The sequence below is a fragment of the Vibrio sp. 10N.286.51.E5 genome, from assembly GCF_041469125.1.
Taxonomy (GTDB): domain Bacteria; phylum Pseudomonadota; class Gammaproteobacteria; order Enterobacterales; family Vibrionaceae; genus Vibrio; species Vibrio crassostreae_C.
This window is the reverse complement of the sequence record NZ_JBFRJZ010000080.1, coordinates 16,506-32,218: the sequence shown is the minus strand read 5'-3', so window position 1 is coordinate 32,218 and position 15,713 is coordinate 16,506. Positions and strand designations below refer to the sequence as shown.

14 protein-coding genes are annotated in these 15,713 nt (G+C 45.2%); 10 read left to right on the top strand and 4 right to left on the bottom strand.

Annotation, left to right across the window (positions count from 1 at the left end):
* Positions 1–257 precede the first annotated feature (257 nt).
* Positions 258–893 carry a flagellar protein MotX gene (motX, locus tag AB4161_RS21340; RefSeq protein WP_102319808.1) on the top strand — a complete coding sequence of 212 codons (636 nt, stop codon included), beginning with the start codon at positions 258–260 and terminating at the stop codon, positions 891–893.
* A 143-nt stretch (positions 894–1,036) separates the two neighbouring features.
* Here the strand turns inward: motX and AB4161_RS21335 are convergent, their stop codons facing one another.
* Positions 1,037–2,446 carry an amidohydrolase gene (locus AB4161_RS21335; RefSeq protein ID WP_136979333.1) on the bottom strand — a complete coding sequence of 470 codons (1,410 nt, stop codon included), beginning with the start codon at positions 2,444–2,446 and terminating at the stop codon, positions 1,037–1,039.
* Between the two features lie 247 nt (positions 2,447–2,693).
* On the opposite strand from AB4161_RS21335, the gene rnr reads away from it, so the two are divergent.
* The 5 genes from rnr to rplI all read left to right on the top strand — a co-directional run bounded on the left by rnr (position 2,694) and on the right by rplI (position 7,611).
* Positions 2,694–5,195, top strand: coding sequence for a ribonuclease R (gene rnr, locus AB4161_RS21330; RefSeq protein ID WP_017063179.1), 2,502 nt, complete (start codon positions 2,694–2,696; stop codon positions 5,193–5,195).
* 177 nt (positions 5,196–5,372) lie between these two features.
* Complete coding sequence (rlmB, locus tag AB4161_RS21325) at positions 5,373–6,113, top strand: 23S rRNA (guanosine(2251)-2'-O)-methyltransferase RlmB (RefSeq protein ID WP_017063180.1); 741 nt, start codon at positions 5,373–5,375, stop codon at positions 6,111–6,113.
* A 277-nt stretch (positions 6,114–6,390) separates the two neighbouring features.
* On the top strand, positions 6,391–6,780 hold the full coding sequence (gene rpsF / locus AB4161_RS21320) for a 30S ribosomal protein S6 (RefSeq protein WP_004741278.1): 390 nt from the start codon (positions 6,391–6,393) through the stop codon (positions 6,778–6,780).
* Between the two features lie 112 nt (positions 6,781–6,892).
* Positions 6,893–7,120, top strand: a complete 228-nt coding sequence (gene rpsR, locus AB4161_RS21315; protein ID WP_000090472.1) for a 30S ribosomal protein S18 — start codon at positions 6,893–6,895, stop codon at positions 7,118–7,120.
* Positions 7,121–7,158: 38 nt separating this feature from the next.
* Positions 7,159–7,611, top strand: coding sequence for a 50S ribosomal protein L9 (gene rplI / locus AB4161_RS21310; RefSeq protein WP_010434182.1), 453 nt, complete (start codon positions 7,159–7,161; stop codon positions 7,609–7,611).
* Between the two features lie 180 nt (positions 7,612–7,791).
* Here the strand turns inward: rplI and AB4161_RS21305 are convergent, their stop codons facing one another.
* Entirely contained in the window at positions 7,792–8,676 is an 885-nt protein-coding gene (locus AB4161_RS21305; protein ID WP_017071573.1) for a DUF481 domain-containing protein, read from the bottom strand.
* Positions 8,677–8,852: 176 nt separating this feature from the next.
* On the opposite strand from AB4161_RS21305, the gene AB4161_RS21300 reads away from it, so the two are divergent.
* The 3 genes from AB4161_RS21300 to AB4161_RS21290 are packed head-to-tail and all read left to right on the top strand — an operon-like array spanning position 8,853 to position 12,565.
* Positions 8,853–10,244: a replicative DNA helicase gene (locus tag AB4161_RS21300; RefSeq protein WP_016767560.1), complete on the top strand. Its 1,392-nt coding sequence runs from the start codon at positions 8,853–8,855 to the stop codon at positions 10,242–10,244.
* 6 nt (positions 10,245–10,250) lie between these two features.
* Positions 10,251–11,336: an alanine racemase gene (gene alr, locus AB4161_RS21295; protein WP_102333448.1), complete on the top strand. Its 1,086-nt coding sequence runs from the start codon at positions 10,251–10,253 to the stop codon at positions 11,334–11,336.
* A 23-nt stretch (positions 11,337–11,359) separates the two neighbouring features.
* A complete protein-coding gene (locus AB4161_RS21290) occupies positions 11,360–12,565 on the top strand; it encodes a BamA/TamA family outer membrane protein (RefSeq protein WP_017059937.1) in 1,206 nt (401 codons plus the stop codon).
* A gap of 117 nt (positions 12,566–12,682) precedes the next feature.
* Here the strand turns inward: AB4161_RS21290 and AB4161_RS21285 are convergent, their stop codons facing one another.
* Positions 12,683–13,102, bottom strand: coding sequence for a secondary thiamine-phosphate synthase enzyme YjbQ (locus AB4161_RS21285; protein WP_017059938.1), 420 nt, complete (start codon positions 13,100–13,102; stop codon positions 12,683–12,685).
* Between the two features lie 326 nt (positions 13,103–13,428).
* Here AB4161_RS21285 and pgi point away from each other — a divergent pair, with 326 nt between their 5' ends.
* On the top strand, positions 13,429–15,081 hold the full coding sequence (pgi, locus tag AB4161_RS21280) for a glucose-6-phosphate isomerase (protein ID WP_372084228.1): 1,653 nt from the start codon (positions 13,429–13,431) through the stop codon (positions 15,079–15,081).
* Positions 15,082–15,234: 153 nt separating this feature from the next.
* On the opposite strand, the gene AB4161_RS21275 is transcribed toward pgi, so the two are convergent.
* The gene (locus tag AB4161_RS21275) at positions 15,235–15,696 is read right to left on the bottom strand and encodes a chemotaxis protein CheX (RefSeq protein ID WP_017059940.1); all 462 of its coding nucleotides are present in this window, start codon (positions 15,694–15,696) and stop codon (positions 15,235–15,237) included.
* Between the last annotated feature and the right edge of the window lie 17 nt (positions 15,697–15,713).

Below are 15,713 nucleotides of genomic sequence, written 5' to 3'. Positions count from 1 at the left end.
ATAAAATAGTTTTCTAAAAGCCGACTTTATTAAGTCGGCTTTTTAATACCTGCAATTTAGCCGTTCACTCTTTGATGGTGATCTTTTAAGCGTCATCAGGCAAAATATTGCCCATTAGCGGCAAGTTTTGTCTAAAGCCGTCGGGGTTATTGCCGATACAGATATCATGGAAAGTGAAGTTCACCCTGTTTTGTGCGTGTAGAAATCCTCTGCATTCCTCAATAGATAACTTTAGCGACAGATAATAGAGTGCAGGTATGAAGCTACGAATTGTGGCAGCTTCATTAATAATGGCGCTGAGTTCACCCTTGAGTCATGCTAATTTGGCTGATGTGGGAGAGCCCGTTCCAATATATACAGAAGCTGAACTGATTAATTTAATCGAAAATAATCAACATCTAGAGCGAGTGAAAGCTGATAAGTGCCAGTTAGTTGAAGATATCGTTGCTCGCGCAACGCGTATTAGCTTGCCTTCTTATGAGTTTTTATACGGTGATATGTTGGCTTGGGGTGTGTGTGTTCCACAAGATGTAGAGCTTGGCCTTTACTATATGGAGAACGCGGCACATCAAGGTTTACCCGCTGCATTAGAGCAGTTAGGTCGTTATTACTCTCGTGGTACTTTGGTACAACAAGACAAAGAGCGTGCGATTCCGTATCTACGTGAAGCAGCCTCGATGGGTAACTTAAGTGCGAGCATTCACTTAGCGGAACTCTTGTTACGTGACTACGGTAGCCCATTGGATTATGAAGATGCTTACCGTTGGTTGTATAATTCGGTAACCGCAGACCAAAGACAACACAGACGTATCACTGTGCTTCGTAGCGGTCTGGAACAGAGAATGCCAGACAATATTATTGCTCGAGCAAAGCGTCGAGACTTGTTCTGGTAAGACAGATTATTGAATGAGCAATGATGATTAATGACTGCACTCGTTAATCATCTAAAAAACTCGTATTAAAAAGGCCTCGCTGAGATTCATCAGCGAGGCCTTTTTTGATCTGAACGGAAAACCGTTTATCTAATTCGGTAGCGTTATTGAACCACCTCACCAGACTCAATCACCGTTTCACGAACAGCCTTGGTGAAATCGAGTGCTTCTTGACGAATCTTATCTTCGTCTACCGTTAGCATGTCGCGATCTTGCATGATGATCTTGCCATCAACGATGGAGTGACGAACATTGCCTGAGTTAGCTGAGTACACCAGTGCTGAGTATGGGTTGTAGACTGGAACCATGTTTGGCGCCTTAGTATCGATCACTATGATGTCAGCCAGTTTGCCTGCTTCAAGAGAGCCGATCTTATCTTCCATGTGCAGCGCTTTTGCTGCGCCCATGGTCGCCATGTCGATCACTTTGATCGGCGGCATCGCAGCACGATCTTTGTTAACTAGCTTGTGAACTTTAGCGACTTGGTTGAACTCATCAATGGTGCTCAGTGTGTTACCAGACATTGGGCCATCAGTACCTAAACCGATACGCACGTTCTCGTCATACATCTTAAGGGCAGGTGATACACCTTTTGCTGACTTGATGTTAGCACTCATGTTATGAGCTACACCCATATCCGATTTCTTCACCAGTTCGATATCATGTTCGTCAACGAGGATCATGTGTGCACCCACCAAGTTCTTGTTGAGTGCGCCAATGCTGTCCATGTATTGAACCGGGGACAATCCATCAGAACGCTCTGCGATTTTCTCTTCTTCACGGTGTGATTCTGCAAGGTGAATCATTACTGGAACATCTAACTCTAGGGAGAGCTTAGATATTTTCTGCAGGATCTCTGTGGTGTTGGTGTAAGGCGCATGCGGTGCAAACGCTGGTGTGATTCGCGGGTGATCTTTGTATTCTTCAATGAAGTTCAACGCGTACTTAATGCCTTCTTCGGCGTTGGCCGCATCGGCTACAGGGAACTTAATCACCGTTTCACCTAGGATGGCACGCATACCGATCTTATCGACGGTTTTTGCGACTTCATCTTCGAAGTAGTACATGTCGGCGTAAGTTGTCACACCGCCTTTCACCATTTCAACGTTACCTAGGTTCGCACCAATGCGTACCATGTCTCGCGATACTAGCTTCTTCTCTAGCGGAAAGATGTAACGGTGCAGGCGATCTGGCACATCATCGGCCAACGAACGGAAAACTGTCATTGATACATGAGTATGGGTATTGATGAGACCTGGCATAACGATATCGCCATCAACGTCTAACACTTGCTTAGCTTGGTACTGCTTTTCTAGTGAAGCATCTCCAACCGCAATGATTTTGTTGTCTTTGACGACAACAGTACCGCTTTCATAAACCGTTTTGTCTTGGTTCATGGTTAGAACCATCGCATCGGTAATCATCAGGTCAGCCTTTTCCATTGCCGAACTTGCGAATGGGAACAGCGCTAGGCTCGCCATAGCTGAAGCCAATAAAGTGCGTTTTAGTTTCATATCATACCCAGAACAGGAGTTGGTAAAGTGCGTGGATAATAGTGTATTTCATTCATGGCGCAAACGTTTGTTTTATCGTTTGCTTGAAGTTTTGATGATAATCCACGTCTATGAAGCGATGTTTCACAAAGTGAAGATATGTATCAATCTGAGGTTATTTGAGTGTTTTCTAAAGCATATCTGTAGCTTACCCCTAGCATCAGATATACTAGGGGTATATACCTTCCTTGCTTAAGCAGGCCCGCCTATGTCAAAAAACACACCAACGTCAGAAAATACGACAGCGACAACCACTGTTGATCCTTTTGCCGACCGAGAGTCGAAAAATTACGATAACCCAGTACCAAGCCGAGAGTTCATTATTTCGTTTTTAACAGACGCGAATATTCCGATGAACCGCAACGATCTATTCGAAGCTTTGGGTCTTGCTGGAGAGGAACAATATGAAGGGCTGCGTCGTCGTTTACGTGCAATGGAGCGTGATGGACAGCTTATCTTTACTCGTCGTCAGTGCTACGCATTGCCTGAGAAGATGGAACTGATCAAAGGCTATGTGATTGGTCATAAAGACGGTCATGGTTGGGTTCGCCCAGACGGCAGTGTGGGTAAAGACAATGATATCGTGCTGCCGCATCATCAGATGAAAACCATCATGCACGGTGATTACGTATTGGTTCAGCCTACTGACAACAGTAAGCGTGGCCGTCGTGAAGGTCGCTTGGTTCGTGTGCTTGAAGAGCGTAAAACGCCACTTGTTGGTCGCTTCTTCCTAGAGTACGGCCATTCTTACGTTGTTGCTGATGATTCGCGTATTAGTCACGACATCCAGATCCCTACTGAGCATAAAGGCGGTGCTCGAATGGGTAATGTGGTTGTGATTGAAATTACGGATCGCGGTGGTCGTTCTCGTAACATGATGGGGAAAGTAACCGAAGTTCTTGGTGAAAACATGGCGCCGGGTATGGAAACGCAGATTGCGATCCGTACTCACCAGATCCCACAAGAGTGGCCTGAAGCGGTAGATAAGCAAATCGAAAACCTAGGTGAGCATGTTCCTGAAGAAGCAAAAGAAGGACGTGTAGACCTGCGTAAACTGCCATTGGTTACCATTGATGGTGAAGATGCGCGTGACTTCGATGATGCGGTTTACTGTGAAGCGAAGAAAGGCGGCGGCTGGCGTCTATGGGTAGCGATTGCTGACGTAAGTTACTACGTTCGCCCAGATACAGCGCTAGACAAAGAAGCGATTAACCGTGGTAACTCGGTATACTTCCCGTCACAAGTCGTGCCAATGCTGCCAGAAGTGCTTTCAAATGGTTTGTGTTCATTGAACCCTCAGGTAGACCGTTTATGTATGGTGTGTGAGATGACTATCTCAGACAAAGGTAAACTGTCAGGCTACAAGCACTACGAAGCGGTAATGAATTCTCATGCTCGTCTTACTTATAACAAAGTAGGCGCGATCTTAGATGGCAATGAAGAATTACGTGAGCGTTACGAACCTGAAGTACCACATCTTGAAGAGCTTCATAAGATGTATAAGGTGCTTAAGAAAACGCGTGACGAACGTGGTGCGATTGAATTTGAAACGGTAGAAACTAAGTTTATCTTCAATGCTGATCGTAAGATTGACCGTATTGAGCCAGTAATTCGTAACGATGCACACAAGATCATCGAAGAATGTATGATTCTTGCGAATATCGCATCGGCATCTTACGTAGAAAAAGCGAAAGAGCCTGCGCTGTACCGTGTTCACGAAACTCCGGGCGAAGAGCGCTTAATGGGCTTCAAGAGCTTTTTAAGTGAATTAGGTTTAACACTGGAAGGTGGTCTGTCGCCATCACCAGTAGACTATGCACAACTGATGCAACAGATTAATGAACGTGAAGATCGTGAATTAATCCAAACTATGCTGCTACGCTCAATGAAGCAAGCGGTATACAACGCGGATAACGCGGGTCACTTTGGTTTAGCTCTTAAACGCTATGCTCACTTTACCTCGCCAATTCGTCGTTACCCAGATTTGCTATTGCACCGTGCGATTAAGTACCTTATTGCGAAAGAAGAAGGTCGTAACAGCGAACGTTGGACGCCAACTGGTGGTTATCACTACACTTTCGATGATATGGACTTCTACGGCGAGCAGTGTTCAATGACTGAACGTCGTGCTGATGACGCAACGCGTGAAGTAAACGATTGGTTGAAGTGTGAATACATGCAAGACCATGTCGGTGAGGTGATGGATGGTGTGATTGCCAACGTGACTGGTTTTGGCTTCTTTGTTCGTCTAACTGAACTGCACATTGATGGCTTGGTACACATCTCAGCGCTAGCGAATGATTACTACCAATTTGATGCTGTTGGTCAGCGTCTAGTGGGTGAAAGCTCAGGTAATATCTACCGCTTGGGTGATTCGGTTAAAGTGAAGGTTTCTGCGGTTAATTTAGAAACTCGCCAAATCGACTTTGACTTAGAAGACACTGATCGTCAGCCGCGTGGCAAAGGCAAAACAGCCAAGAAGCGTGCAGCAGAAGCGATGAAAAAGGCGAAAAGCAAGAAGCGCTCAGCAGTGAAGAGTAATAAGCCAGGTGTATCAGCGAAGCCTATGGTTGAGCCAACTAAGCGACCTGACGGAAGCAGCGAAGGCCCTGCTAAGAAGAAAAAGCCAGCGAATAAAACCGGTGCTGCTAAAGCTCGCGCTAAGAAAAAGCGTGCTGCAAGCCGTAAGCCAAAGGCTGATAACTCTTAAGACTGATAGATCTTAAGGCTAAATAAGGCGCTCTGCTAATCAGGTTTAGCGCCTAACTGATTTAATTTAATGCGAGAGTATCAGGCGTAAGACGCTACTCTCGAAATGAACAACACAGAGAGGGATGCATCGGCATTGATGTCATTCTTCTCTGAGCAATAAGAGTAACTTGAGACAATGAGTAACGAATTTATTTACGGTATTCACGCGGTGAAAGCCGTACTAGAAAAAGATCCTGCACGTTTTATCGAAGCGTATGTATTGAAAGGTCGCCAAGACGAGCGTCTTCTTCCATTACTGAACCAACTGCAACAGTTTGGTGTGTCGATTCAACAGATGGGTCGTAAGCCGTTGGATGAAAAAGCACAAGGTGCGAATCACCAAGGTCTTATTGCTAAGGTGAAGCCTGCTAAGCAGCTTAATGAAACTCACCTAGACGATATCCTAGCGCAGCACGAACAGCCTTTGCTGTTAGTTCTAGACGGCGTAACAGACCCTCATAACCTAGGCGCTTGTCTACGTAACGCGGATGCCGCAGGTGTCGCTGCTGTTATCGTACCTAAAGATCGCTCTTCGCCGTTAACAGCAACGGTAAGCAAGGTTGCATGTGGCGCAGCTGAAACGGTTCCTCTCGTGCGCGTAACCAACCTAGCTCGCACAATGCGTGCACTGCAAGAGCAGGGCGTATGGTTTGTGGGTACGGCAGGTGAAGCAACGCATGATATCTATCAAGCGAAGCTAACGGGTCCTCTTGCGGTAGTTATGGGTGCAGAAGGTGACGGTATGCGTCGTTTAACTCGTGAAACTTGCGATGATCTGATTAAGATTCCAATGGCAGGTAGCGTATCGAGCTTAAATGTTTCTGTGGCGTCGGGTATTTGCCTGTTCGAAGCGGTAAGACAGCGTTTAGCTCAGTAATGCGTTAACGCTGCTTTAAGTCTATGAATTTATTAGCGCTCACCACTTGCTGGTGGGCGTTTCTTTTTAGGCTGTTATAGCAAAATCCATCGGTTTGTCGGATGGCTAGATGGCGACAGAAAAACTGTTTCATTATTCACCAAATAGCGCTTGCCAATACCGGGTTCTTTCTATAACATTTGCCGTCCTTAAAACTCGGTCATTTATCTTTAGTTCCTTGCTTCCTCTGGACGACCGGGCCACTCGTGGAAGCTAATAATCCGTAAGGAGCAACCAAATGCGTCATTACGAAATCGTATTCATGGTTCACCCTGATCAAAGCGAGCAAGTTGCTGGCATGATCGAGCGTTACACTGGTTCTATCACTGAAGCTGGCGGTACTATCCACCGTCTAGAAGACTGGGGTCGTCGTCAAATGGCTTACCCAATCAACAAGCTTCACAAAGCTCACTACGTTCTTATGAACGTTGAAGCTGGTCAAGAAGTGATTGACGAGCTAGAAACTGCTTTCCGTTTCAACGATGCAGTTCTACGTAACATGATCATGCGCACTAAAGGCGCTGTGACTGAGCAATCTATTATGCTTAAGCAAAAAGAAGAGCGTGCAGAGCGTGCTCCTCGTCGCGAAGAGCGTACAGAAGCTAAACCAGAAGCAGCTGCTGAGTAATTCTTTTTTGGCTTAACGCCTTAAAAAATTCTCAACTTGTTTTAGGTCATTGATAGTTATTTCGATAATTGTGAAAGACCGCTTTACTAAATTTAAGATCAGGAGATAGCCCATGGCTCGTTTCTTCCGTCGTCGTAAATTCTGCCGTTTCACTGCAGAAGGCGTACAAGAGATTGACTACAAAGACGTAGCAACTCTTAAAAACTACATCACTGAAGCTGGTAAAATCGTACCTAGCCGTATCACTGGTACAAGCGCTAAGTACCAGCGTCAACTAGCTCGCGCTATCAAGCGTTCTCGTTACCTAGCTCTACTACCGTACACTGACAAGCATCAGTAATCGGTAATAGTTAATAATAGTTTAAGAGGACTAAGATAATGCAAGTTATTCTACTTGATAAGATCGGTAACCTAGGTGGCCTTGGCGACCAAGTAAACGTTAAATCTGGTTACGCTCGTAACTTCCTTATCCCACAGGGTAAAGCAGTTATGGCAACTAAAGACAACGTTGCTATGTTCGAAACTCGTCGTGCTGAACTAGAAGCTAAAGTTGCTGAGCAACTAGCTGCTGCTGAAGCTCGTGCAGAGAGCGTTAACACTCTAGAAGGCGTTACAATCGCTTCTAAAGCTGGTGACGAAGGTAAACTATTCGGTTCTATCGGTACTCGTGACATCGCTGACGCTATTACAGCGGCAGGTGTTGCAGTAGCTAAGAGCGAAGTACGCCTACCTGAAGGCGCTCTACGTAACATCGGCGAATTCGAAGTAAGCATCCAACTTCACTCTGAAGTTTTTGCTACTGCGAAAATCGCTATCGTTGCAGCTGAGTAATTTCAGTACCAAGACGAATTCTTTCTTTTGAAAGTTTTAAACACCAGCTTCGGCTGGTGTTTTTTTATGTCTGGAATATAGGAAAGTACAAGGAAGGGCTACAGTAGGTAAAAAGCTTACGGTGATCCATAAGCTGTTATTGCTGAACAAGTTGTTCTCAAGGTTAGAGGTGGCCTAAGATTAGAACTGGAAGAGCAAGTTGATCGATAGAACAGAGTCTTGTTTGCTTAAGCCTTCAGGCACTTTATCGTGGTACTGGCGAGAGTGAGCGATCTTCAGCGCGATATTGTCAGTAATATCGTTGATGGCTTCTAACTCAGTATCAAACTTTAGGTTACTGTGACCAGAGACAAGCGTCACGTCTGCCTTGAGCTGCAAATTCTTCAACACCTGCCATGACGTATTCACGTTGCCACGGAAAATTGCCTCTTCAACAATCTCTGGGAAGATGATGTCATCATCATCAATCTCATCAAGGTTCGGTTCTTGGTAACGAAAACCTGGTCCCACTTCGACTTCCAACACAAACTCTTCGGTATTCGAAAACTGGTAACCCAGACCACTCGAAATTGTGTAGTCCTTAAAGTAAGCACTGTATCTCGAGTCGACTCCTTTGAAACTGCCGTAAAGGTAGGTTTTAGGGCTTAACTTGTAGTCACTCTGAGCTGAGTAAGTCGATTGCCTTTTATCTTCTTCGCCATCTTTGTAGAGGTTGTAGTATTTCCATTCACCACTGGTTCTATGACGGCCAGCCGTGTACTCACCGTTAAGGCGTGCGTTAAGCGCTCGTGAATCAGAGTTACCAGTATGCGACTGATATCCAAATTCGACTTCCGTTTTTAGCGGGCTCGGTAGTTCTGTATCACTTGTATCACTCGGTGCGATATCCATATCTTTTTCTTCAGGTGTCGGTGCAACGACGATCGGCTCAGAAGTAGGTTCTGAAACTACTATAGAGTCGAGGATTGCATCAACAGAGTCTTTAGCATCATCAGCTAAGGCCATCGGAGCGCTCAGGAGACCAGTGCTTAGAAGACCAGTGCTCAGAGCCAATAATTTGGACACGCATACCTCTAGTTATACAGTGAGTGAATGGCAGGATCGTAATGCTACCCTTGGTTAATTCCGTCAGCAATAGGTAAATTCTTCCTGAAGAATAAAACAAACTCATAGGATCGGATTACAAACGGATGTTCTTGGGTATAATGAACGATCATTATTAGTTATTGAGTGTAGTCATAGTGGATACCAAAAGTCAGAAATCAGCCAACGATCAGGTGGACGCCATCAAGGTCCCGCCACATTCATTAGAAGCTGAGCAATCTGTTATTGGCGGTTTGTTATTAGATAACGAACGCTGGGATACAGTTGCCGAAAAGGTTGTGGCCAAAGACTTTTATAGCCGTCCTCACCGTCTGATCTTTGAAGCGGTAAAGGATATCCTTGAAGAAAGTTCTCCTCTGGATCTTATTACACTCTCTGAACATTTAGAGCTGCGTGAGCAACTTGAAGAAGTGGGTGGCTTTGCTTACCTTGCTGACTTAGCGAAAAACACACCAAGTGCCGCAAACATCAATGCGTATGCGGATATCGTAGCGCAACGTGCACTTGTTCGTAGCCTGATTGGTGTCGCGAATGAGATTGCTGATTCTGGTTATGACCCTCAAGGTCGTACTTCGGAAGAGCTGGTTGATCTTGCTGAAAGTAAAGTCTTCGCGATTGCCGAAGGCCGTGCAAGTGAAAACGAAGGTCCACAAAACGTTGATAGCATTCTAGAGAAGACGCTAGAACGTATCGAGATCCTATACAAAACGCCGCAAGATGGTGTGACAGGTGTCGATACTGGCTTCAACGACCTCAACAAGAAAACAGCAGGTCTACAAGGCTCTGACTTAATTATTGTTGCTGCTCGTCCATCGATGGGTAAAACCACATTTGCGATGAACTTGTGTGAAAACGCGGCGATGAAGCAAGACAAACCGGTTTTAATATTCTCGCTAGAGATGCCAGCCGAACAGCTGATGATGCGTATGCTTGCGTCACTTTCTCGCGTAGACCAAACCAAGATTCGTACTGGTCAGCTAGATGATGAAGATTGGGCTCGTATCTCGTCGAGTATGGGTATTCTGATGGATAAGAAGAATATGTATATCGATGACAGCTCGGGTCTAACGCCAACAGAAGTGCGTTCTCGTGCTCGACGTATCGCTCGTGAACACGATGGTATCTCTATGATCATGATAGATTACCTTCAATTAATGCGTGTACCTTCGTTATCTGATAACCGTACTCTTGAAATCGCCGAGATTTCTCGCTCATTGAAAGCGTTAGCAAAAGAGCTCAACGTTCCGGTTGTGGCACTTTCTCAGCTTAACCGTTCCCTAGAGCAACGTGCTGATAAGCGCCCAGTAAACTCGGATTTGCGTGAATCAGGTTCGATTGAGCAAGATGCCGATTTGATCATGTTCATCTATCGTGATGAGGTTTATAACCCAGATAGTTCCTTGAAAGGCATTGCTGAGATCATTCTTGGTAAGCAACGTAACGGTCCGATCGGTTCTGTTCGTCTTACGTTCCAAGGCCAACACTCCCGATTTGATAACTATGCAGGCCCTGCATTTGATGATGAGTAATCGCTAATGACTTACATGAAAGCGGCGACGGCGAGCATTGACTTAAACGCGCTCGAACATAACCTGAACCAGATAAAGTCGAAGGCTCCTCAGTGCAAGGTCATGTCTGTTGTGAAAGCCAATGGCTACGGACACGGCTTACTGCATATAGCCAAGCATTCAAAAAGCTCTGATGCTTTTGGTGTGGCGCGTATTGAAGAAGCGTTACAACTTCGTGCTGGTGGCATTGTTAAACCTATTTTGTTGCTGGAAGGATTTTACTCTTCGGGCGATTTGCCAATCTTGGTGACCAATAACATTCAAACGGTGGTGCATTGTGAAGAGCAATTAAGCGCGCTAGAGAATGCGGATTTGGAAACACCCGTTGTGGTATGGCTAAAAGTCGACAGTGGTATGCACCGATTAGGTGTTCGCCCTGAGCAATACCAAAACTTTGTTGAGCGTTTGCATCAATGTGCGAATGTTGCCAAACCTCTACGTTACATGAGCCACTTCGGTTGTGCTGATGAACTGGATAGAGCAACCACCGTTGAACAGACAGAGCTTTTCTTGTCGCTTACTAAAGGTTGTGAAGGGGAGCGTTCACTTGCTGCCTCTGCGGGTTTACTCGCTTGGCCAGACAGCCACCTTGATTGGGTTCGTCCGGGAATCATATCTTACGGTGTCTCTCCGTTTGTTGATAAATCAGCGCAAGAGCTTGGATTTTTGCCTGTGATGACCCTGACCTCACACCTAATTGCCGTTCGCGATGTGAAAGCCGGTGAAAGTGTGGGTTATGGCGGAAACTGGACCAGTGAACGTGATACCAAGGTTGGTGTTATCGCGATTGGTTACGGTGATGGTTATCCTCGTACTGCACCTAACGGTACTCCAGTGTTCGTTAACGGTCGAAAAGTACCGATCGCAGGACGTGTATCAATGGACATGCTAACGGTTGATCTAGGCCCTGATGCGGCAGATAAAGTCGGCGATGAAGCGACTCTGTGGGGTAAAGATTTACCTTCAGAAGAAGTGGCTGAACATATCGGCACTATCGCTTACGAGTTAGTCACTAAGCTGACTTCGCGTGTTGCGATGGAATATGTGAAGTAATCATGGATCTTGATAAGTAAATTATGTTCAAGCGAACGACTCGAAGCTGGCTAATGTCTGCAATGACATTACTCGGTGTCAGCTTTTCTTCTTCCGCTGTGAGTGAAGAAAAAGATTCAGCCTTTGTTCCTTTCTACTTCAGCACCGAAACCATGGGTAACACCTTTGGGGTTGCGGGTGTCGCAAAGGGTGTTTGGCAACCTCAAGCCGCTCTGTTTGGTATGGCACTCTATTCAGACAAAGACAGTTACGTCGGTTTTCTATCGGCTTTTAACTATGCCTTGTCTGAGAACGTATTGTTTAGCACTCAGATGTATCAAGCGCGCTTCAACGACAACCCGTATTACATTGGTTCTCAAGGCGATAATGATTCATCTATCGATGACAAAACCATTGCTGATGGCTTAGAGCAAAACTATCAGTTTGAGTTTAAGTATTTGCTACCTTGGGGCAACGTTGCAGAACACGGTTTACTCGGTGCTTTTCAGCCAATCAAAGATGTGAGCTTTGCTTCGCCAATCGAATCGGGTGTCAGTTCGATTCTATTTACGCCTTTTTATACTGCTCGCGAGTTGGAAGGTTTAAATAATACCGAGGAGGCAACAGGCTTTAGTTTGGCGTTTGATTGGGATAACCGTGATAGCACACGCAACCCGACCAGAGGTTCTCACACTAACCTTGAGTTCACCACTGGCGCAGAGAGTTGGTCTAACGATGACTTGTGGCTTAAGTGGACCTTCCAAAATAGCCAGTACTTTGCTTTAGGTCCTTTAGGGGACTTATTCGATCAACAAGTTTTAGCATTTGATTTCTATACCGCTGACACGCCAACGTGGGATAATTGCTCTGGGCAAGATTGTGCTCGCCCACCAGAAACGGAGCAAGCTCGATTGGGTGGCTTGTATCGTTTACGAGGTTATACCGGAGGTCGTTATCACGGTCGCTCTGCAGTTCATTATTCTGCTGAGTACCGAGTACTTCCTGACTGGCAACCACTTGGCGATATCCCACTGATAAACTACTACGATTTGCCTTGGTGGCAATGGGTAGCGTTTGCTGAATTAGGGCGCGTTGCCGATGAGTACGACATCAAAACACTGCACTCGGACATGAAATGGAGCTTAGGTGGCGCGGTGCGTTTCCAAGTGGAAGGTATTGTTGTACGTGCTGAGTTGGCGCGAGGTGGTGACGAAGGGGCCTTTAGAGTTATGATAAACCAGCCCTTCTAAACCTTTCGGCCTACAGTAGGCCAAATACTATTTTTATAAGAGTGGTCGTGGAAACACACCACTCTTTTTTATTAACAAGATATTGTTTTTATTAAGGAGATCTTGTTTTCAAGCAGTTTACTCACCTTGCATCGTAGCAATCACAGTTCGGCTTCCACCACAATCTCGGTGCTCTCCTAAGTAAATACCCTGCCATGTTCCTAAAGCTAAACGACCATTGCTAATTGGTATTGTCACACTGGTGCCAAGTGTCGATGCTTTAATGTGGGCAGGCATGTCATCATCACCTTCATAGGTGTGTCTGTAGTAGGGCGCTCGCTCTGGGACAAACTTATTAAAGTGCGACTCCATATCGGTACGGACGGTAGGATCAGCGTTCTCGTTTAGCGTGAGGCTGGCAGAGGTATGTTGGATAAAAAGATGTAATAAACCAACAGATAGAGAATTGATATCGTGTATCTGTTGTTCAATTTCATCAGTAATGAGATGAAATCCACGCTTTCGTGCATTTAGGTGTATAGTCTTCTGAATCCACATACGCCATCCTTTATAATGTATTTGGAAAAAAAGTGGTTTAACGCTATCTTTTGAACTTGAATTTATCAGGTATCGCTCACACTTAATTATGTTAGAGCTAGAGTCTGTACCGATTCTTCTGTCAGGAAATCTAATCCTGATTTATCTCAAGGTACAGCTCTTCATATGCGGCATAATACGTCGTGAAAAAAAATTACAAAGAATCTTTCAGTGGTGATGCGGTCTGGTCATCATAGAAAAATATAAACTTTCGCCTAATCGGGGGTTCTATTCATCACTTAGGTGACGTCTAGAATAAAACCTACAGTAATATCGGGATAGATACCATGTTGAAAAATATCAACCCAACGCAAACACAAGCGTGGAAAGCTCTAACTGCACATTTTGAGTCTGCTCAAGATATGGATATGAAAGAACTATTTGCTCAAGATGCAAAGCGTTTCGAGAGCTTTTCTACTCGTTTCGGTTCAGACATCTTAGTGGATTACTCTAAGAACCTTATCGACGCTGAAACGATGCAGCACCTATTTGCTCTTGCAAATGAGACTGAAGTTAAGTCTGCAATTGAAGCTATGTTTAGCGGTGATGCAATCAACAAGACTGAAGGTCGTTCAGTACTTCACACTGCTCTACGTAACCGTAGCGATAAGCCAGTAATGGTTGATGGCAAAGACGTAATGCCAGCAGTTAATGCAGTACTAGCAAAAATGGAACTGTTCACACACCGTATCGTCTCTGGTGAGTGGAAAGGTTACACCGGTAAAGAGATCACTGATGTTGTCAACATCGGTATCGGCGGTTCAGACCTTGGTCCATACATGGTGACTGAAGCACTAACGCCATACAAAACGCGTCTAAACATGCACTTTGTTTCGAACGTAGATGGTACTCACATTGTTGAGACACTTAAGCCTCTGAATCCAGAAACAACGCTATTCTTAGTGGCATCTAAAACATTTACCACTCAAGAAACAATGACGAACGCGCACTCTGCACGTGATTGGTTCTTGGCTGAAGCAGGTGACAACGCGCACGTTGCTAAACACTTCGCTGCACTATCAACTAACGCAACTGCGGTCGCTGAGTTTGGTATTGATACTGACAACATGTTCGAATTCTGGGACTGGGTTGGTGGTCGTTACTCACTATGGTCTGCGATTGGTCTGTCTATCTCTCTTTCTATCGGCTTCGATAACTTCGTTGAGCTATTAGATGGTGCTCATGAGATGGATAACCACTTTGCTTCAACTGAATTTGAAAGCAACATTCCTGTTATCCTTGCGCTTATCGGTATTTGGTATAACAACTTCCACGGCGCTGAGTCAGAAGCGATTCTACCTTACGATCAATATATGCACCGTTTTGCTGCTTACTTCCAACAAGGCAACATGGAATCGAATGGTAAATTCGTTGACCGTGACGGCAATCCAGTAGAATACCAAACTGGTCCTATCATCTGGGGTGAACCAGGTACAAACGGTCAGCACGCTTTCTACCAACTGATTCACCAAGGCACTAAGCTGATCCCATCAGACTTTATTGCTCCTGCTATCAGCCACAACCCAGCATCTGATCACCACCAGAAGTTGATGTCTAATTTCTTTGCTCAAACTGAAGCACTAGCATTCGGTAAGACAAAAGAGACAGTGGAAGCTGAATTCCTAGCGGCTGGCAAAACAGCTGAAGAAGTGGCTGAGCTTGTACCTTTCAAAGTATTTGAAGGTAACCGTCCAACGAACTCTATTCTTGTTAAGCAAATCAACCCTCGCTCTTTAGGTAACCTAATCGCGATGTACGAGCACAAGATCTTCGTTCAAGGCGTTATCTGGAACATCTTCAGCTTCGACCAGTGGGGTGTAGAACTTGGTAAGCAACTAGCAAACCAAATTCTTCCTGAGCTTGCTGACGATGCTCAAGTAACGTCTCACGACAGCTCAACGAACGGTCTAATCAACGCATTTAAAGCGCTTAAAGCTTAATTGAGTTGATAGCACCAAAAAAACGCCAACCTTCGGGTTGGCGCTTTTGTATCTGTATAGCAAGCATTGGTTAAATCGCAGGTAATAAAAAAGGCTGGCATGATGCCAACCTTCTTTGAGTTGATACTCAGTACTGCTAGAAATAAACAGCTGTTATTCGAAACAGATCTCGATGAAAGCATTACCCCATTGAGATGAGAAAGGCATGATGATGATTGCCCCATCACACTTGTGACGAATCGTGTGGCCTTTACCTGAAACCACGATTGGCGTTGCCATATCGAAGTCAAAGCCGCTTTCTGCAAGAATACGTTTTGCACCGCCAGTCACCATGTTAGTGATTTCACCCACCATATCGGTCACTTCTTCGTTGAGGCCGTTTGGTCGTTCACCGAGCATGTTTTCCATGATTTCGAGAGCGAGACCTTCATCAAAGGTGATCGACATAGAGCCACGAGATTGTGTACCCACCATACCAATTAGGCCGGATACATCACCACGAGCGATTTCATCTTTCTTAACTCTCGGTTTTTGTGGCTTCAATTCTAGAGAAGCCATCGTTTTTAATACGTTCATCAAAGAAGCTAAAAACGGGTTTACAAATTCAGCGCGCATAATGTTCTTCTATAATC